Raw genomic sequence first — 18,478 nt, 5'->3', positions numbered from 1 at the left:
ATGACCACGCTTCTTCCCCGCTCCCGGGTACGCGCCCCGGCGCCGAAGCACTCCGGCACCGACGATCAGAGACAGGGGTTCGTCGCCCGGCCTGCGCGCAAACAACTGGGCCGGCGGCGCGAGGTGCCGTTCGGCAGACTTCTCGGTGTCGCACTGCTACTGGCCTTCTGGTCGATCGGGGCACACCTGGGCTGGTTCGATCCGCGAAAGCTGTCGGCGCCGTGGACGATCGTGTCGACGGGCTGGGATCTGCTGGTCAACGGCGCGCTGTTCGACAACACCGTCGTCTCGCTGCGGCGGGCGGGCATCGGTATCGCGGCAGGCGTGTTCCTCGGCACCGTACTGGCGGTCCTGGCGGGTCTGTCACGGCTGGGTGAGGCCACCGTCGACGGCCTGGTCCAGCTCAAGCGCTCTATTCCGACACTCGGGTTGATTCCGCTGCTGATCCTGTGGCTGGGTATCGGCGAGGGTTTCAAGGTCATCATCATCACCCTCGGGGTACTGGTGTCGATCTATGTTCCCACCCATGCCGCACTCATCGGGATCGACCGAAGACTGGTGGAACTGTCCGAAATACAGGATGTTTCGCGGGTCAGCTTCATCCGCAACGTGGTGCTGCCGGGATCGTTGCCCGGCTGGTTCCTCGGTCTGCGACTGGCGGTCACCGGCGCCTGGCTGTCGCTGATCGTCGTCGAATCCGTCAACGCCACCGACGGTCTGGGCAAGATGATGCAGAACGCCCAGTACTACGGCCAATCCGACGTCATCATGGTCGGTCTGCTGGTGTATGCCGTCTTCGGCCTGACCGCCGACTCCCTCATCAGAATCGCCGAACGAAAGGTGCTGTCGTGGCGTCAATCCTTGGTCGACTGACCTCGCGTTTCGCAGCCGAACCCGATGGCCGAGACCGTCGGGTCTCGGTCGGCCCGCAAGCCGCCGAATCCGACGGGTCGATAGAGCTGCGGGGGCTGACCAGGAACTTCGGTGATGACGACATCCTCAAAGGCATCGACCTGACCATTCCCGACGGTCAGTTCGTGGCCCTCCTCGGCCGCAGCGGTTCGGGCAAATCGACGTTGCTGCGGGCAATCGCCGGGCTCGACCACAATGTTCCCGGTTCCGGGCTGTTGCGGGTGCCCGAACGCACCTCGATGGTCTTTCAGGACTCCCGGCTGCTGCCGTGGCAGCGGGTGCTGCCCAATGTGCTCTACGGCCAGCCGCGTTCACGCAGGCGGCACGGCATCGACCTGCTGGCGGAGGTAGGTCTGGCCGGGCGTGAGAAGTCCTGGCCCAAAGGACTTTCCGGTGGCGAGCAACAGCGGGTGGCACTCGCACGGGCACTGGCCGGTGAACCGCAGTTGTTGCTGGCCGACGAGCCGTTCGGCGCACTCGACGCGCTCACCCGCATCAAGATGCACGCACTGCTGCGCACGCTGGTGCAGGCCCATCGGCCGACGGTGCTGCTGGTGACCCACGACGTCGACGAGGCGATCAGCCTGGCCCAGCGGGTACTGGTGTTGCAGTCGGGGCGGATAGGCCGCGACCTCATCATCGACCTGCCCGAGGACCGGAATCCGGCACAGCCGGCGTTCCAGCGGACCAGGCACGATCTGCTCGCCGCATTGGGTGTGGACGCCGCTGCTCCTCAACCAGTCCCGTGAGATCAGGTGGTCGCCGGCCACCACCCACCCAGTCACCGCACGACGAATCACCGCCCGACGAATCACCAACCGAAAGGTTCACGATGTCCCGAAAGCTGCACCTGAACGCGTTTCTGATGTCGACCGGACACCACGAGGCATCGTGGCGCCTGCCCGAGTCGGACCCGCTCGCCCATCTGAGCGTCGACCACTACGTCCACCTGGCCCGGACCGCCGAACGCGGCCATTTCGACTCCATCTTCTTCGCCGATTCCCCGGTGCTGCAGGGCGAGCCGGGACGGCGTCCGGCGGGCAAGCTCGAACCCACCATCCTGTTGACGGCCATCGCGGCGCGCACCTCGAAGATCGGGCTGATCGCGACGGCCTCGACCAGCTACAACGATCCGTACAACCTGGCGCGCCGGTTCGCCTCGGTCGACTGGGTGTCCGGTGGCCGGGTGGGCTGGAACATCGTCACCACCGCGGGCGCCGACGCCGCTCGCAACTTCGGGCTCGATGACACCCCCGACCACGCCGAACGGTATGAGAAGGCCGCCGAATTCGTCGATGTGGCAACAAAACTGTGGGACAGTTGGGATGATGATGCCTTCATCGGCGACAAGCGGCTCGGCATCCACTCCGATCCCGACAAGGTCCACCCCACCGATCACGTCGGCCGGTTCTTCCGGATCGCCGGACCGCTCAACGTCCCCCGCTCACCGCAGGCATATCCGGTGCTGGTGCAGGCCGGTTCGTCGGAGGACGGCAAGAATTTCGCCGCCCGCTACGCCGAGGCGGTGTTCACCGCCCAGCAGACACTCGATGACGGCACCGCCTTCTACTCCGACTTGAAGGACCGCACCCGCCGACTCGGCCGCGATCCGGAGAACATCAAGATCCTGCCGGGAATCGTGCCGGTCATCGGTGACACCGAGGCGCACGCCCGCGAACTCGACGAGGAACTGACCCGGCTGATCCTGCCCGAGTTCCAGCGCCGCAACCTCGCCGAACGATTCAACCTGCCGGCCGAGGAACTCGATCTGGACAGCCCGCTGCCCGCCGACCTGCCCACCGAGGACGAGATCCAGGGCGCCAAGAGCCGATTCACCCTGATCGTGAATCTTGCCCGGCGCGAACAACTCACGGTGCGCCAGCTCATCGCGCGCCTGGGCGGCGGCCGCGGGCACCGGACGTTCGCCGGCACCGCCGAACAGGTCGCCGACACCATCGAGGAGTGGTTCAACGCCGGTGCCGCCGACGGGTTCAACGTGATGCCCGCGGTGCTGCCCTCCGGGCTGGAGCGGTTCGTCGACGAGGTCGTGCCGATCCTGACACAGCGCGGCCTGTTCCGCGGCGAGTACGAGACCTCCACGCTGCGTGAGCATTACGGCCTGCCCCGGCCCGGCAGCCGATACTCCGCCGACGCGGCCGCCACGATCGCGCTGTAAGGCATACTCATCGGCAGGCACTCGACCCGGCCCGGCGCACGCCCGGGCCGGGTCGGGTGCGTTCAGGTCAGAATCGTCCACAGCGCCCGCGGCCCGGCGAATACGAGCTCCCGGACACGGTTACGGATCTGTCCGGTGACCGGGCACCGGCATTGTGCCCGCACCCCGCGCGCCTGGACCCCCGCGTCCCGGCACAGCGCGATCGCCCTGCGCAGATGAAAGTCCTGGGTCACCACCACCAGCGCCGTCACGCCGAACACCGCACGTGCCCGCCGGCAGCTCGCCGCGGTGTCCGTGCCCAGCGCGTCGGCGGTGATCACCTCGGCGGGTACGCCGTGCTCCCGCAGGTAGGCCCCCATCACCGCCGGCTCGTCACCCGCACCCGCCGAACCGTTCCCCGAGTTGATGATGCGCACCACTGCGCCCGACCGGTACAACTCGACGGCCGTGTCGAGTCGACCCCGCACGTAGACGCCCGGTTCGCCGTCGGACACGAGCGAGCCCAGGACCAGCAGCGTCGACCCCGACGGCACACCCGACGGCTCAAGCACACGACCGGAGGAGGCCACATGAATCCACGTCAGCGATACCGTGATGATCAGCTCGACGACGATGGCTACGGCACATGCGGACTTGGCGATCGGTCCCATCGGCCGGTTCACCCGTTCACCGTATCCCCCGGCGGGACCGATGCCACCCCGGCGGCATCCGCGATAGTGCGGCGCGGATAAAGTAGCGCACATCACGGCACGGCTCGACCGCATCGACAGACCACACGATCCGTCCGACACTTGAATCCTGCCTCCACACCCAGGGGGCCAGATGCCGGGGAGGCCGCGGCGATGCAGTACATGCCCATCACCGAGTCGATGTTCCTGATCGCCGAGACCCGCGAACAGCCGATGCACGTCGGCGGCCTGCAACTGTTCGAACCCCGCGAAGGACAGTCCTCCTCGGACCTGGCCGAAGAAGTCTTCGACGCCTTCCACAACGGCACCGAGGTCAGCGAACTGTTCCGCAAGCGGCCCGCCTCCCCCGCGCCGATCCTGGGCAACCTGTTCTGGACCCACGACGAGGAGATCGACTTCGACTATCACGTGCGACGCGTGGTACTGCCCCGGCCCGGCCGCGTGCGTGAGCTGCTGCGCTATGTCTCGCTCAACCACGGCGCGCTCCTCGACCGCAACCGGCCGATGTGGGAGGTGCACATCATCGAAGGCCTCAACGACGGCCGACTCGCCCTCTACACCAAGGTGCATCATTCACTCGTCGACGGCGTGACCGCTCTGCGGATTCTCGGGCGCACGCTGTCGACCGATCCGGAGGATCGTTCGGGGCGCACCCCGTGGTCGCTACAAACCCGACCGCGACCGGCCAGGCAAAAAGCGTCCGCGAACGAGGAGACGGGAGCAATCCCGCTCATCTCGGGAGTGCTCGGAGCCGCGGGAGCGGCCGCGGGTGTCGCCGGTCAGATGGCGGGTCTGGCACCTGCGGCGGCAAGAATCGCCTGGTCGGCGGTCCGTGAGGACGACTACGCCGCTCCGCTGACCAGCGCCCCGCGCACCCTTCTCGACGTACCCATCGGCAGTGCGCGGCGTTTCGCGGGCGAGAAGTGGGAGCTGTCGCGGCTCAAGGCCGTCGCCAAGGCGCTGGAGGTCACCCTCAACGACGTGGTGCTCGCGATGTGCTCGGGTGCGTTGCGGTCCTACCTGATCGATCAGGACGCGCTGCCCGATTCGTCGATGGTGGCGGCACTGCCGGTGTCCCTGCACACCGACGAGGACAAGGATGGCAACGCGATCACCGCGATCATGTGCAAGCTCGGCACCGAGCAGCCCGATCCGGGGCAGCGCGTCCGCACGATCGTCGCCTCCACAGGCGAAGCCAAGAAAGTGGTGCGCGGTCTCGCCCCACTGCAGCAGCTGGCTCTCGGGGCCGCCAACATCGCCCCGCTCGCCCTGGCGACCGTGCCGGGCTTCGTGCGGTACGTCCCCCCACAGTTCAACCTGATGATCAGCAACGTGCCCGGCCCCGGCAAGGAGCTGTACTGGAACGGCGCCCGGCTCACCGACATGTACCCGGTGTCGGTGGTGATGGAAGGCCTGGCGCTCAACATCACCGTCACCACCACCGCCAACCACATGAACTTCGGCCTGATCGGCGCACGCAAGGAATTGCCGAGTCTGCAACGGCTGCTCACCCACCTCGGCACCGCCCTGGAGGAGCTGGAGAAGCTGGCCGACACGGTGGCCCGCGACTGACCACATCGCTCCGCCGACCGGACCGCGACCGCGGTTCGCATCACCAGACCCAGCGGCTCGTTGTATGTGGTGATGAACACATCGACACCGGGCCCGGCCAGAGCCGACGGCGCGCCCGCACGTCGTCGGGCCCGCCACATCATGACCGCGAACAGGACCGATTCATCGAGACTATATGTTTCCGCGAGAACGCGCGGAATTGCGATCCATGCCGCATTCCACGGAATTGTCTCGATCCAGCGTGGCGAAATATATACGATCCCAAATGAAACGCCAAAATAGCCGGGAATCGCACGATACACAGCCGAACAGATCCCACGGACCCCTCCCCCGAGGTGATCGGGAAAACGGACCGGCTAACTGCTTTCGTTGCAGTTCAGCACCAGTAGCGAGGTGATCGCGGTGTCGCGCGACGCGAGCACCGCCGCCCCGCGGCCCTCCGCACCGGATGCCGTTCGGCATGAAATAGCACCGTCATGAATCACCGCGGATTGTGCACGGCGGAAATATCCACACCGGCCGATCGGGTGAATCGCGGCCCGCTTGTCAATCAATTTCCACACCCGCACCGCTCGGCACACCGAACCGTGATTCACCTCACATTAAGCCGATTGACACCAATCTGACTCGACAGTAAGTTACTGGTGGGTATCCTGAGCGGCGGCGCTCGCGCCCACGCAAAGGTTAGTTAGGCCATCCTTGGCAGCACTTCGCTTGCGTGAGGTTTTACCGTTACTTGTAGTAGACGACGGTTCTGCGCACTCAGCCCTGGACGCAGAACGCTGTGATCGACCAAGAGGAAGGCCGGTACGCGCCCGTGACTCCCATGACCGCAACGCTGGGCACAATCGGTGTGCTGATCAGCCTCGGGTGCTGGTTCGCGTTCGTTCGCGGCGCCTTCGGCATCGTGCGCACCATCCTGCTCGGCCAGAGCGTGCCCAGCTCACGATTCTTCCCGATCCTGCCCCGGCTGTGGACGATGATCAAGGAGTTCATCGCCCACACCCGCATGATCAAGTTCCGCACCGTCGGCATCGCGCACTGGATGGTGATGATCGGCTTCCTCGGCGGCATGCTGCTGTTCTTCGAGGCGTACGGGCAGGCCATCAACCCCGAGTTCCACTGGCCGATCATCGGCGCCACCTTCGGCTGGCACCTGTGGGACGAGATCCTGGGCATCGCCACCGTCATCGGCATCGTGACCCTCATCGTCATCCGCCAGCTCAACCACCCGCGGATCCCCGAGCGCATCTCCCGTTTCTCCGGCTCGCGGTTCCTGCCCGCCTACACGATCGAGGCGATCGTGCTGGTCGAGGGCCTGGGCATGATCTTCGTCAAGGCCGGCAAGATCTCCACCTACCACCACAGCAACGCCTACTCGGACTTCTTCACCATGCAGGTGGCCAAGCTGCTGCCCGCCAGCCCCAACATGGTCGGCCTGTTCGCACTGATCAAGCTGCTCTCGGGCAGCCTGTTCCTGCTGCTGGTGGGCACCCACCTCAACTGGGGTGTGGCCTGGCACCGGTTCTCGGCGTTCTTCAACATCTACTTCAAGCGCGAGCAGGACGGCGGCGTCGCGCTCGGTGCGGCCAAGCCGATGATGAGCAACGGCAAGGTCCTGGAGATGGAGACCGCCGATCCCGATGTCGACGCGTTCGGCGCCGGCAAGATCGAGGATTTCAGCTGGAAGGCCTGGCTCGACTTCACCACCTGTACCGAATGCGGCCGCTGTCAGTCGCAGTGCCCGGCCTGGAACACCGGCAAGCCGCTCTCCCCCAAGCTGCTCATCATGTCGCTGCGCGAACACGGTCTGGCCAAGGCGCCGTACCTGCTGGCCGGCGGCAGCACCGACATGGGCGGCGAGGAGGTGGGACTGCTCGACGCCGACGGCAAACCCGACGAGGACAGGCTGGGCGCGATCCCGGTGGCGGCGCGGGCCGAGGCGGCCCGCAAGCTGGTCGGCGACTCCAAGGGCGCCACCGGCGGCGGTGAACCCGTCATCGCCGAGGACGGCACCTTCGATCCGGAGGCGCTCGGCGCGGTCATCGACACCGAAACCCTGTGGAGCTGCACCACCTGCGGCGCGTGCGTGGAGCAGTGCCCCGTCGACATCGAGCACGTCGACCACATCCTCGATATGCGCCGCTACCAGGTGCTCATCGAATCGGACTTCCCCACCGAGCTCGCGGGCATGTTCAAGAAGCTCGAGACCAAGGGCAACCCGTGGGGCCAGAACGCCAACCAGCGCACCGCGTGGATCGATGAGATCGACATCGACATCCCTGTCTTCGGGCAGGACGTCGAGTCCTTCGAGGGCTTCGAGTACCTGTTCTGGGTCGGTTGCGCCGGCGCCTACGAGGACCGGGCGAAGAAGACCACCAAGGCCGTCGCCGAACTCCTCGACATGGCCGCCGTCAACTTCCTGGTCCTCGGTCAGGGCGAGACCTGCACCGGCGACTCGGCACGGCGTGCGGGCAACGAGTTCCTGTTCCAGATGCTGGCGCAGCAGAACATCGAAATGATGAACCAGGTCTTCGACACCGCGCCGCACCAGCGTAAGAAGATCGTCGTCACCTGCGCCCACTGCTTCAACGCGCTCGGTAACGAGTATCCCCAGGTCGGCGGCACCTACGAGGTTGTCCACCACACCCAGCTGCTCAACCGCCTCGTGCGGGAGAAGCGACTCGTCCCGGTCGCGCCGATCGGCGAGGGCGTCACCTACCACGACCCGTGCTACCTGGGCCGTCACAACAAGGTCTACGACGCGCCGCGCGAGCTGATGGCCGCGTCGGGCTCCACCCTCACCGAGATGCCGCGCCACGGCGAACGGTCGATGTGCTGCGGCGCCGGCGGTGCCCGCATGTGGATGGAGGAGCAGATCGGCAAGCGCATCAACGTCGACCGCGTCGACGAGGCGCTCGGCGTCCTGGAGACCGCCCCGCAGGAGGTCAAGAAGGTCGCCACCGGCTGCCCGTTCTGCCGCGTCATGCTCACCGACGGCGTTACCGCCCGCACCGCGGGCACCGAACTCGAGGACAAGATCGAGGTCGTCGACGTCGCGCAGATGCTGCTCGAATCGGTCAAGCGCGGCGAACCCACCGAGATCACGCGCGGCGGCAAGTTCCTGTTCCCGTCGGCTCCGGCACCCGAACCCGAGCCGGAACCCGAACCCGAGCCGGTGAAGGTCGTCGACAAGGCACCTGCCGCCTCCGGCGGCGCGGCCAAGCCCAAGGTCGGCCTGGGTATGAAGGGCGGCATGAAGAAGCCGGGCGGTGCCACGAAGGCCGCCGCCCCGGCCGAGGCCGCACCCGCCGAGGATAGGAAGCCCGCTGCGAAGGGCTTCGGCATGAAGGGCGGCATGAAGAAGCCCGGCACCAAGCCGGCCGCCGCTGCCGCCGAGTCCGCACCCGCGGCCACCACCGAGGATAAGAAGCCCGCCGCGAAGGGCTTCGGCATGAAGGGCGGCATGAAGAAGCCCGGCACCAAGCCGGCCGCCGCTGCCGCCGAGTCCGCACCCGCGGCCACCACCACGGAGAAGAAGCCCGCCGCGAAGGGCTTCGGCATGAAGAGTGGCATGAAGAAGCCCGGCGCCGCCAAGAGCACCGCCCCCGCCGCCGCAGCACCCGCCACCGAGACACCCACCACCGAGGCACCGGCCGTCGCGGCCACCACCGAGGCGGCACCGGCCAAGGCCAAGGGCTTCGGCATGGCCGCCGGCAAGAAGCGGCCGGGCGCCAAGCCCGCCGCGAAGCCGGCAGCCGCACCGGCCGCGGAGGAGACTCCCGCAGCGGTCGTCGCCGCAGTCGAGGCGGACGAAACTCCTGCCGCCGCGTTGACCGAGGCCACGGAGGCCAAGGCCAAGGGCTTCGGGATGGCCGCGGGCAAGAAGCGGCCAGGTGCCAAGCCCTCGCCCAAGCCCGCCGCGGCTGCGGCGCCGCAGGCGGACGAACCGGTGGTCGCCGAGGTCGAGGTCGCCGAAGTCGTGGCCGAGGTCGAGGTCGCCGAGGCCGTGCAGGCTCCGGTCACCGAGGCGACCGAGGCCAAGGCGAAGGGCTTCGGCATGTCTGCGGGCAAGAAGCGTCCGGGTGCGGCCAAGGTCGGTTCCGTCGCCAAGGCCGCTCCGGCCCCGGCGCCCGAACCCGAGCCCGAGCCCGAGCCCGACAGTGATGTGCCCGAAGCGGCCGAGCCCGAGAAGGTTGAACCCGAAACCGTGGTTTCCGACGCCACGCCGTCGCTGAACGGCGCCGACCGCACCATCACCGAGACCGGTGCGACCAAGGCCAAGGGCTTCGGCATCGCCTCGGGAAAGAAGCGACCCGGACACCGCTGACCCCTCGGCCGGTTGAGGTACGAAGACCAGCTGGGTGATGAGCCTCGGAACCCGGTGAGATGACATTGTCGTCTCACCGGGTTCCGAGGCTCATCGCGTGCGCTCCTCGTACCTCAACCGGCCGGCGGGCGGTCTTCCGGATCTACGATTGCGTTCGGCACAACTCAAGACGCGGGGACGTGAAACGGGCTTGCCTTGAGCTGTCACAATTGAACTCGTGAGTAGACCGCATGTATCGCACCTCAATCAGAATCTGAAGCCGCTGGAGCAGTCGCAGAAGCTGCAGAACGTGTGCTACGAGATCAGGGGCCCGGTACACGCGCACGCGGCGCGGCTGGAGGCCGAGGGTCATCGCATTCTCAAACTGAACATCGGCAATCCGGCGCTGTTCGGTTTCGAGGCCCCCGATGTGATCATGCGCGACATGATCCACGCCCTGCCCTATTCGCAGGGCTACTCCGAATCATCGGGTGTGCTGTCGGCCCGGCGCGCGGTGGTGACCCGGTACGAACTCATCCCGGACTTCCCGTACTTCGACGTCGATGACGTCATTCTGGGCAACGGGGTGTCCGAGCTGATCACGATGACGATGCAGGCATTGCTCAACGACGGCGACGAGGTGCTGATCCCGGCCCCCGACTATCCGCTGTGGACGGCGATGACGTCGCTGGCCGGCGGTAGCCCGGTGCACTACAAGTGCGACGAGGCCAACAATTGGAACCCCGACATCGCCGATATCGCGGCCAAGATCACCGACCGCACCAAGGCGATCGTGGTGATCAACCCCAACAACCCGACGGGTGCGGTGTACTCGCGGGAGGTGCTGCAACAGCTTGTCGATCTGGCGCGGGAGCACTCGCTGTTGATCCTGGCCGACGAGATCTACGACAAGATCCTCTACGACGACGCCCAGCACATCAACATCGCCTCGCTGGCCCCGGACCTGCTGTGCTTGACGTTCAACGGGCTTTCGAAGGCGTACCGGGTGTGCGGCTACCGCGCCGGCTGGCTCGTCCTGACCGGCCCGAAGGAGCACGCGGCCGGGTTCATCGAGGGCCTGGGCATTCTCGCCTCGACGCGGCTGTGCGCGAATGTTCCCGGGCAGCACGCCATCCAGGTGGCGCTCGGCGGCTATCAGAGCATCGAGGCGCTGATCCAGCCCGGAGGCCGCCTGTACGAACAGCGCAATGTCACCTGGGACAAGCTGAACGAGATTCCCGGTGTGAGCTGTGTGAAGCCGATGGGTGCGCTCTACGCCTTCCCGTCCCTGGACCCGAATGTGCACGAGATCCACAACGACGAGCTGTTCGTACAGGATCTGCTGCTGCAGGAAAAGATCCTGGTGGTGCAGGGTACCGGCTTCAACATGACCGATCACAACCATTTCCGGATCGTCACGCTGCCGTGGGCACGGGACCTGACCGAGGCGATCGAACGGATCGGTAACTTCCTGTCGTCGTACCGCCAGTAGGCCGGTACACCACCTGCCGACGGCAGACCTTTCGACTTACCTGTAACCGGTGGTAACGTCCAACTCCGGGTTGTCTGTGAGGAATACCACTCATAGACCGGAGTCAGGAGAGCCGCATGGTGCAATGGCGCAGGGTGGACGATGTCCACAACGGTGCTGTCCGACTGGCCGTCTTCGAGCCACAACCGGCCGGGACGACGGGCGCCGAAGCGGACGCACCGGCAGCCGATGCCGCACGCCCGACGGTCGTGCTGGTGCACGGCTGGCCCGACACCCATCACCTGTGGACCCGGGTTGCGACGGCGCTCGCCGACGACTTCCGCGTCGTCGCGTACGACTGCCGCGGTTTCGGTGACAGTGACCGACCCGACGGTGACGCGCCGTACCGACTCGGCGAGATGGCCGACGATCTGCTGGCGGTGATCGACGCCGTCAGTCCCGACCGGGGTGCGCACGTCCTCGCCCACGACTGGGGTTCGGTCATGACGTGGGAGGCCGTCACGCGGCCGGGCACCGAGCAGCGCATCGCCTCGTTCGTCTCGGTGTCCGGTCCCAGCCTCGACCAGCTCGGTTCCTGGGCACGGGCACGGCTGCGGCGGCCCACGCCACGAAATCTGGCCCGTGCCATGGCGCAGACCGGCTCGTCGGCGTACACGGTGTTCTTCCAGATTCCGGTCGCGCCCCGGTTGTTCTTCACAGCCACCGGCTCGCAGACGGTCTGGCGCGAGTTCCTGCACCGTGTGGAGGGCACCCCGCGTGCGAACGCCGTATTCGGCCCGACGCTGCGTGAGGACATGATCTCGGGTCTGCGGCTGTACCGCGCCAACATCCGGCCCAAGCTGGCCCACCCTGATCCACAGCCGACCAAAGTGCCAGTGCTGGAGGTTGTCAACGAACGCGACATCGCCTTGCGCCCCGCCATTTTCGACGACACCCACAGGTTCGCCGAACGGCTCTGGCGGCGCAACAGCCCGACCGGACACTGGTTGCCGCTGACCCACCCCGACTACCTGGCCGATATCGCGCGCGAATTCTTCCGGGACCGAGCGGGAATCAGTGGCCCGACGAGCGAATCACTCGATCGGCTCCGGGTTCTCGGACCCCCCGGGCGACTGTCGGGAAAGCTGGCGGTGATCACCGGTGCGGGTAGCGGAATCGGCCGGGAGACCGCCTACGCACTGGCAGAGCAGGGCTGCGAATTGGTGCTGGCCGACCTCGACCTCGACTCCGCCGAGGAGACCGTCCGCGAGAGTAAACGCTTCGGCGTACAGGCGAGCGCCTACCGGCTCGACGTCGCCGATACGGCCGCCTTCGCGGAGTTCGCCGGACAGGTGCGCGAGCGCCACGGCGTGGCCGACATCGTCGTCAACAACGCCGGGATCGCCCTGGCGGGTTCGGCTCTGGCCGCCACCGACGAACAGATCGACAAACTCCTGGCCATCGATCTGCGTGGGGTGATCACCGGCAGCCGCGAGTTCGGCAGGCAGATGGTCGAGCGCGGGGTCGGCGGACAGATCGTCAACATCGCGTCGGCGGCTGCCTTCACCCCGTCCCGCGACCTCGGCGTCTACTCGGCCGCCAAGGCGGGCGTGCTGATGTTCTCCGAATCGCTGCGCGGCGAACTCGCCGAACACCGTATCGGCGTGAGCGCCATCTGCCCCGGCATCGTCGACACCAACATCGTGCGATCCACGGCGATCGCCGGTGTCGACGCGGAAACCGAAGCAGCCCAGCGTGACCGACTCGACCGCTTCTATCAGAAGCGCGGTTTCACCCCCGACCGGGTGGCCGCCGACATCGTCAAGGCCATCGTCGCCGACAAGGCCGTCGCACCGGTCACCGCCGAGGCCAAGATCGGTTACCGCGTCTATCGTTTCGCACCCTGGATGTCACGTCTGGGTGCCCGCCAAAAAGTTGCTCGCTGAGAGGGACACATGTCGATTCGATCCACCACCAGGGTGCCCCGGATCCGTCAGATGGCGACCGTGCGCGGACATCGTGCGGGGCTCCCGGCCACGCGGGCCCGGCACACCGATCGGCCCGGACACGACGCGACGGGCGGCGACACCGTCCCCGGCGCCGTCGAACTGCACGCCCGCAACGTCTCGTTCGACTGGGCCGACACACCGTTGCACTGGATTCCCGGCCATCCGGTGTGCGCCAACTACATCAGCGTCCTGAACATGCTGCTCCCCGAAGGCGAGCGATGGTTCGTACGGACCTTCAACGAAGCGCTTCCTCTGGTCAAGGATGCCGAACTCGCCTCGGCCATGCGCGGTTTCATCGGACAGGAGGCGATGCACGCCGAGACCCACGACAAGGCGTTGTGGGAGGTGCTCGAACGACACGGGATCGACCCCCGGCCCTACCAGCTACAGATGGAATGGGTGTTCCGCAAGATCCTCGCGCCGACCGACAGCAGCGATCCTCGGGCTCAGCAGAAGCACCTCGTCGAACGGCTGTGGCTGATCGCCGCCATCGAGCACTTCACCGCCATTCTCGGCGATTTCGCGCTCAACAACCGGTGGACCGACGTGGGCGCCGACCCCAACATGGTGGACATGTTCACCTGGCACGGCGCCGAGGAGGTGGAACATCGTTGTGTGGCACACGATGTCGCCACCTACTTCGCCGACGGATACTTCCGGCGGGCCAGGGCGATGCTCGTCGTCACACCACTGCTCCTGCTGCTCATCCGGCGCGGCTTCGTGTTCATCATGGCCCAGGACCAAACGTTGTCACTGAACAGATTCCAGCGTTCCCTGGCGATCTGGCGGGGCGTGCGGGCCACGGTGATGCCCAACATGTTCGCGACCGCGTATCAGTCGTTCAGCTACTTCCGTCCCGGCTTCTACCCCGACGAGATCGGCAGCACCGCACAGGCTGTCGCCTATCTGGCATCGTCGCCGGCCGCGCGGCGGGCACCCTGATGGCCACCGGCGCCGGGCTGCACAACCGCGACCTCACCGCACCGCCGCCCGACCTGTACGGCAAGTACCGGCACGACCCGCTGATGGCGGCGGGCGCGTGGCTGGGCAAGCGGTGGTGGCCGTTCTGGGGCCGGCTGTCCTCGCTGCACACCACACCGATCGATGACGGTGTCACCACCGTGCGGATCATCGACCGCGCGGTGGTCGCCAAGGACGAGAACGTCGTCGCGTTGACGTTCGCCGCACCGGACGGCGGGCCGCTGCCGCGCTGGTATGTCGGGGCCCACCTCGACCTGCTGTTGCCGTCGGGACGGATGCGCGAGTACTCGCTGTGCGGCGACCCCGCCGACCGCAGCACCTACCGGATCGCCGTTCGGCGCATCCCCGGCGGCGGTGGCGGCTCCATCGAGGTCCACGACGACCTGCGGGTGGGCGACGAGCTGCGGATCAAGGGTCCCCGCAATGCCTTCCCACTGTCGATGCCGGGGTACGGGTCGTCGGCGCGTTCGGTGCGGTTCATCGCCGCGGGGATCGGGATCACCCCGATCCTGCCGATGCTCGCCGCCGCCGAGCGGCACGGTCTGGACTGGTCGATGATCTATACCGGCCGCACCCTCGACTCGATCCCCTTCGTCGAGGAGGTGTCCCGTCACGGCGACCGGGTCACCATTCGCGCCGACGACGAGCACGGCCTGCCGACGATGGCCGAGCTCACCGGGATCGACCCGGCCACCGGCCGAACCCCGGCAGGGCTCGCCGTGTACGCCTGCGGTCCGGTACCGATGTTGGCGGGTCTGCGCCGTCACCTCGCCGATCGGGGCGATGTGGAGCTGCACTACGAACGGTTCAGCCCGCCGCCCGTCGTCGACGGCGCACCGTTCACCATCACCCTGGCCTCGACCGGCCGGCGGGTGGCGGTGGCCGCCGACGAGACGGCACTGGCCGCACTCCGCACAGTCGCGCCGTCGGTGCCGTATTCGTGCCGGCAGGGGTTCTGCGGGACGTGCAGGCTCCGTGTGCTCGACGGCGAGCCCGACCACCGGGACACCCTGCTCACCGCGCCGGAGCGGGCCGACGGCCAGTTCTTGACCTGCGTATCGCGTTGCACCGAAGGAAATCTCACCGTCGACCTGTGATCGCGGGGGCAGTCTCCAGCGACCCCCGACCCCACCGACTCACCCTGATTCGGGAGCCACGACCGGGTTCGGCCGGCTACGAGAAGTTCAGGTAGGCCTTCGACGGTGTCGGCCCCCGCTGGCCCTGATACTTCGAGCCGACCGCGGCGCTGCCGTACGGGTTCTGCGCGGGGCTGGTCAGCCGCAACAGGCACAGCTGGCCGATCTTCATCCCCGGCCACAGGGTGATCGGGAGGTTGGCCACGTTGGACAGTTCCAGGGTGATGTGGCCCGAGAATCCGGGGTCGATGAATCCCGCCGTCGAGTGGGTGAGCAGACCGAGCCTGCCCAGCGACGACTTGCCTTCCAGCCGGCCCGCGAGATAGTCGGGCAGCGTGCACACCTCCAGTGTCGAGCCGAGCACGAACTCGCCCGGGTGCAGCACGAACGGCTCCCCGTCACCCGGTTCGACGAGACTGGTCAGCTCGTCCTGACGTTGCGCCGGGTCGATATGGGTGTAGCGGGTGTTGTTGAACACCCGGAACAGGCTGTCGAGCCGCACATCGATACTCGAGGGCTGTACCAGCTGCTCGTCGAACGGTTCGACCGCCAGGCGGCCCTCGGCGAGTTCGGCTCGGATGTCGCGGTCGGAAAGCAGCACGTTAGTGAGGTTATCGGACCATCGTCCAGAACGGCGGCACTGCCCGGTCGTAGGGTGGCCGTATGAACGCTCTCCGGTCGCTGACGATGTGCGCCGTGCTCGGTATGTCCGCGATGATGGTCACCGCCTGCGGTTCCTCCGACGACGCCGTCGATCTCGAACGATCCTCGACGCTGATCGCCTACACGCACGAGGACGGTTCGACGCCACCGGCTTCGCACAAGGAGTATCAGATCGTCGTCGCCGACGGCGTCGCCACGCTCACCCTCGGTGGCTACGGATCGTTGTCGGGGCAGGCCACCCCGGAGGTCACCGACACCACACCCGTCGACGACGAGGTGTGGCAGAAGCTGGTCGACGGCGTCGGTTCACTTCCCGATGCCTCACCGCAGACCACACCGTGTGCGGGTGCCGGCACGACGAGTGTCAAGATCACCGCCGACGGCGACGTCGTCAAGGATCTGACCGTTACCGGCTGTGGCGCAGGGGACACCGCGGACAGGCTCGCGGAGTTCATCGCCCCCGTCGAGTCGCTCTTCGACATGAAGTCCTACCTGGGCCGGTAGGACTCGGGTCAGCGGGTACCGGGCGACTGTCGGTCGGGCCCCTGCCCTCAATCCCAGTAGGCGAGCAGCGGCCAGGCGACCAGGAACACCGTCACCAGGCAGATCAGGGTGATCGGGATACCGAAACGCACGAAGGTCCCGGTGGTGTACTTGCCCGGTTCCATCACCATCAGGTTGGACTGGTGGCTGTACGGGTTGATGAACGTGAACGAGATGCAGGTACCGATCAGCGTCAGCAGCAGCACCGGGCTCAGGTCGGCCGCCGCCGCGATCGTGAGCGCCACCGGGGTGAGGATACTGGCCGCGGCGGCGTTGGTGACGGCGTTGGTGAGCACGGTGGTCCCGATGGCCAGGACTGCGACTATCAGCGCCACGTTGCCCGAGCCCAGTGACAGGATCGCGTCGGATATGTGTTCGGCGAGGCCGCTTTCCACCACGATCACACCGAGACCGATGGAGCCGGCGATGATCGCCAGAATGTTCCAGTCCAGGGCCCGGACCGCCGAACGGGGGGTGAGCACGCCACCGAGCACCATCAGCGTCGCGCCGCAGCCCGCGGCCAGCGAGACGTCGACGAGACTGAAGCTGGCGGCGACGATGACGCCGACGAGGATGCTCATCGCCACCCAGGTCTTGCCCGGTTGCGGCGCCTTGCCGGCGACGTTCTGCCACAGGCTCACGAACTCGTGTTTCTCCAGCACCTCGCTGGAGGCGACGGACACGTAACACACGGTGCCCGGCCGGGCGGGCGTGTCGCGGAAGCGTCGGTGGGTTTCGGCGGCCACCACCAGCAGATCCTCGTCGTCCTGCAGGTCGCGGACGGTGCCCGGGTTCTCGGTGCCGATGGTGACGGCGAACAGGCGCAGCGGTGCCAGCCCGAAGCGCGGCGAACCCCACAACATCCGGACACCGAGTTCGGTGGCCCGGTACACCAGCAGGTCGCCGCCCTCGATGGGGCTGTCGACGTCCACCGGCTGGCCCCAGCGCCGAATCTCGATCAGTTCGAACTCGGCGGTCTTGTGCATGCCGATCTGCATGGCCGAACGGCCGATACCGACCGCGTTCCCGGAGACGGGGATCTCCGCACGCCAGGCCAGCTCACGTTCTTTGTTCCGGGGGCGGCCCGTCAGCAGCCGGCGGGACAGCAGGATCACCGCCAGCCAGCCGACGAGTGCGACGGGCAGCGCGATCGGCACGAACGAGAACATGTTGAGGTGCACCCCGGCCGACGCCGCGAATCCGGCGATGATCAGGTTGGAACTGGTTCCGATCAGCGTCGTCGACCCCGCCAGGGTCGTCGCATGTGCCACCGGGAGCAGCACGCTGCGGGCAGGGATGCCCGCGCGCTGTTGTACTTCCTTGGTCGCCGGGATCAGCATCGCGACGATCGGTGTGGTGTTGATCAGCGAGGAGATCACCCCGACGGGCGGAATGAGCCGCACCAGCATCCGGGTGGGGCTCGACACCTCCGACAGGAGCCTGAACGTCACCCGCGATACCACGCCCGTCGATAACACGCCCTTCGCGATAACCAGCATCGCCGCGATGGTGACGACACCGCTGTTGCTCAGACCGCCCAGCAACTGGGCCGGTGTCGCGATCCCGATGACACCGGCCAGCATCAACGCCACGATCAGCGCCAACACGGCCGGAACCCGGCCGCTGGTCATCACCACCAGGGTCGCAATCAGGAGTACCGCCGCCACTATCGCCATAAGCGACCATTGTGCGGCATGCGGCGAGATTGTGAACGCCCGGCGAACGACAAGGTACGGACGTCCCACCCAGGGGTACCCCCTGCTCGCGCCGCCCGTGGGCTTGCTACTCTGTGTCTTGCGTCTCGCGGCGCACGCCGATGTAGTTCAATGGCAGAACATCAGCTTCCCAAGCTGAATACGCGGGTTCGATTCCCGTCATCGGCTCCGACAACTCTCCTGGTCAGGAGGCAATCGACCAGGAGAGTTCGTGCTTCTGGGCTCGCCGGACCCAACGTCAGCCGGGTGCGCCGAGAATCGTGACGTGGTTGGCGACTGCGAGGCCACCCATGTTGTGGATC

Annotated in this window: 13 protein-coding genes and 1 tRNA gene; 11 read left to right on the top strand and 3 right to left on the bottom strand. The window is 67.0% G+C overall.

The features are described from left to right. The 3 genes from GII31_RS02570 to GII31_RS02560 all read left to right on the top strand — a co-directional run bounded on the left by GII31_RS02570 (window position 1) and on the right by GII31_RS02560 (window position 3,088). Entirely contained in the window at window positions 1-873 is an 873-nt protein-coding gene (locus GII31_RS02570; RefSeq protein ID WP_213246519.1) for an ABC transporter permease, read from the top strand. 80 nt (window positions 874-953) lie between these two features. After that, the gene (locus GII31_RS02565) at window positions 954-1,661 is read left to right on the top strand and encodes an ABC transporter ATP-binding protein (RefSeq protein ID WP_213249745.1); all 708 of its coding nucleotides are present in this window, start codon (window positions 954-956) and stop codon (window positions 1,659-1,661) included. Window positions 1,662-1,744: 83 nt separating this feature from the next. Then, the gene (locus GII31_RS02560) at window positions 1,745-3,088 is read left to right on the top strand and encodes an LLM class flavin-dependent oxidoreductase (protein WP_213246517.1); all 1,344 of its coding nucleotides are present in this window, start codon (window positions 1,745-1,747) and stop codon (window positions 3,086-3,088) included. 62 nt (window positions 3,089-3,150) lie between these two features. Here the strand turns inward: GII31_RS02560 and GII31_RS02555 are convergent, their stop codons facing one another. Then, window positions 3,151-3,738: a SanA/YdcF family protein gene (locus GII31_RS02555; protein WP_213249743.1), complete on the bottom strand. Its 588-nt coding sequence runs from the start codon at window positions 3,736-3,738 to the stop codon at window positions 3,151-3,153. A gap of 192 nt (window positions 3,739-3,930) precedes the next feature. Between GII31_RS02555 and GII31_RS02550 the strand changes: the two genes are divergently transcribed. The 6 genes from GII31_RS02550 to GII31_RS02525 all read left to right on the top strand — a co-directional run bounded on the left by GII31_RS02550 (window position 3,931) and on the right by GII31_RS02525 (window position 15,216). Next, window positions 3,931-5,349 (top strand): WS/DGAT/MGAT family O-acyltransferase, encoded by a 1,419-nt coding sequence (locus GII31_RS02550; protein ID WP_260840262.1) that lies wholly within the window; start codon window positions 3,931-3,933, stop codon window positions 5,347-5,349. 817 nt (window positions 5,350-6,166) lie between these two features. Then, the gene (locus GII31_RS02545; protein ID WP_407649874.1) at window positions 6,167-9,679 is read left to right on the top strand and encodes a (Fe-S)-binding protein; all 3,513 of its coding nucleotides are present in this window, start codon (window positions 6,167-6,169) and stop codon (window positions 9,677-9,679) included. Window positions 9,680-9,896: 217 nt separating this feature from the next. Further along, a complete protein-coding gene (locus tag GII31_RS02540) occupies window positions 9,897-11,150 on the top strand; it encodes a pyridoxal phosphate-dependent aminotransferase (protein WP_213246511.1) in 1,254 nt (417 codons plus the stop codon). A 116-nt stretch (window positions 11,151-11,266) separates the two neighbouring features. Continuing rightward, window positions 11,267-13,075, top strand: a complete 1,809-nt coding sequence (locus GII31_RS02535) for an SDR family oxidoreductase (RefSeq protein WP_213246509.1) — start codon at window positions 11,267-11,269, stop codon at window positions 13,073-13,075. Window positions 13,076-13,126: 51 nt separating this feature from the next. Then, a complete protein-coding gene (locus tag GII31_RS02530) occupies window positions 13,127-14,080 on the top strand; it encodes a metal-dependent hydrolase (protein ID WP_213249741.1) in 954 nt (317 codons plus the stop codon). Beyond that, entirely contained in the window at window positions 14,080-15,216 is a 1,137-nt protein-coding gene (locus tag GII31_RS02525; protein ID WP_213246507.1) for a PDR/VanB family oxidoreductase, read from the top strand. Before GII31_RS02530 ends, GII31_RS02525 begins: the two co-directional genes overlap by 1 nt. 76 nt (window positions 15,217-15,292) lie before the next feature. On the opposite strand, the gene dcd is transcribed toward GII31_RS02525, so the two are convergent. Continuing rightward, window positions 15,293-15,856 (bottom strand): dCTP deaminase, encoded by a 564-nt coding sequence (dcd, locus tag GII31_RS02520; RefSeq protein WP_213246505.1) that lies wholly within the window; start codon window positions 15,854-15,856, stop codon window positions 15,293-15,295. A 62-nt stretch (window positions 15,857-15,918) separates the two neighbouring features. Here dcd and GII31_RS02515 point away from each other — a divergent pair, with 62 nt between their 5' ends. Continuing rightward, window positions 15,919-16,422: a hypothetical protein gene (locus GII31_RS02515; protein ID WP_213246503.1), complete on the top strand. Its 504-nt coding sequence runs from the start codon at window positions 15,919-15,921 to the stop codon at window positions 16,420-16,422. Window positions 16,423-16,469: 47 nt separating this feature from the next. Here GII31_RS02515 and GII31_RS02510 read toward each other — a convergent pair whose 3' ends face one another. Then, on the bottom strand, window positions 16,470-18,137 hold the full coding sequence (locus GII31_RS02510) for an SLC13 family permease (RefSeq protein WP_213246501.1): 1,668 nt from the start codon (window positions 18,135-18,137) through the stop codon (window positions 16,470-16,472). A 136-nt stretch (window positions 18,138-18,273) separates the two neighbouring features. On the opposite strand from GII31_RS02510, the gene GII31_RS02505 reads away from it, so the two are divergent. Further along, a tRNA-Gly gene (locus GII31_RS02505) sits at window positions 18,274-18,344 on the top strand. The last annotated feature ends 134 nt before the right edge of the window (window positions 18,345-18,478 follow it).

This window comes from Gordonia pseudamarae (genome assembly GCF_025273675.1).
In the GTDB taxonomy this organism is placed as follows: domain Bacteria; phylum Actinomycetota; class Actinomycetes; order Mycobacteriales; family Mycobacteriaceae; genus Gordonia; species Gordonia pseudamarae.
This window is presented reverse-complemented; position numbering and strand designations above follow the sequence as displayed.

Excerpts from the sequence above, each read along its gene's own strand:
- GII31_RS02570 (WP_213246519.1), top strand. The coding sequence starts at position 1 with ATGACCACGCTTCTTCCCCGCTCCCGGGTACGCGCCCCGGCGCCGAAG.
- GII31_RS02560 (WP_213246517.1), top strand. The coding sequence starts at position 1,745 with ATGTCCCGAAAGCTGCACCTGAACGCGTTTCTGATGTCGACCGGACAC.
- GII31_RS02555 (WP_213249743.1), bottom strand. The coding sequence starts at position 3,738 with ATGGGACCGATCGCCAAGTCCGCATGTGCCGTAGCCATCGTCGTCGAG.
- GII31_RS02550 (WP_260840262.1), top strand. The coding sequence starts at position 3,931 with ATGCAGTACATGCCCATCACCGAGTCGATGTTCCTGATCGCCGAGACC.
- GII31_RS02535 (WP_213246509.1), top strand. The coding sequence starts at position 11,267 with ATGGTGCAATGGCGCAGGGTGGACGATGTCCACAACGGTGCTGTCCGA.
- GII31_RS02530 (WP_213249741.1), top strand. The coding sequence starts at position 13,127 with ATGGCGACCGTGCGCGGACATCGTGCGGGGCTCCCGGCCACGCGGGCC.
- GII31_RS02525 (WP_213246507.1), top strand. The coding sequence starts at position 14,080 with ATGGCCACCGGCGCCGGGCTGCACAACCGCGACCTCACCGCACCGCCG.
- GII31_RS02515 (WP_213246503.1), top strand. The coding sequence starts at position 15,919 with ATGAACGCTCTCCGGTCGCTGACGATGTGCGCCGTGCTCGGTATGTCC.
- GII31_RS02510 (WP_213246501.1), bottom strand. The coding sequence starts at position 18,137 with ATGGCGATAGTGGCGGCGGTACTCCTGATTGCGACCCTGGTGGTGATG.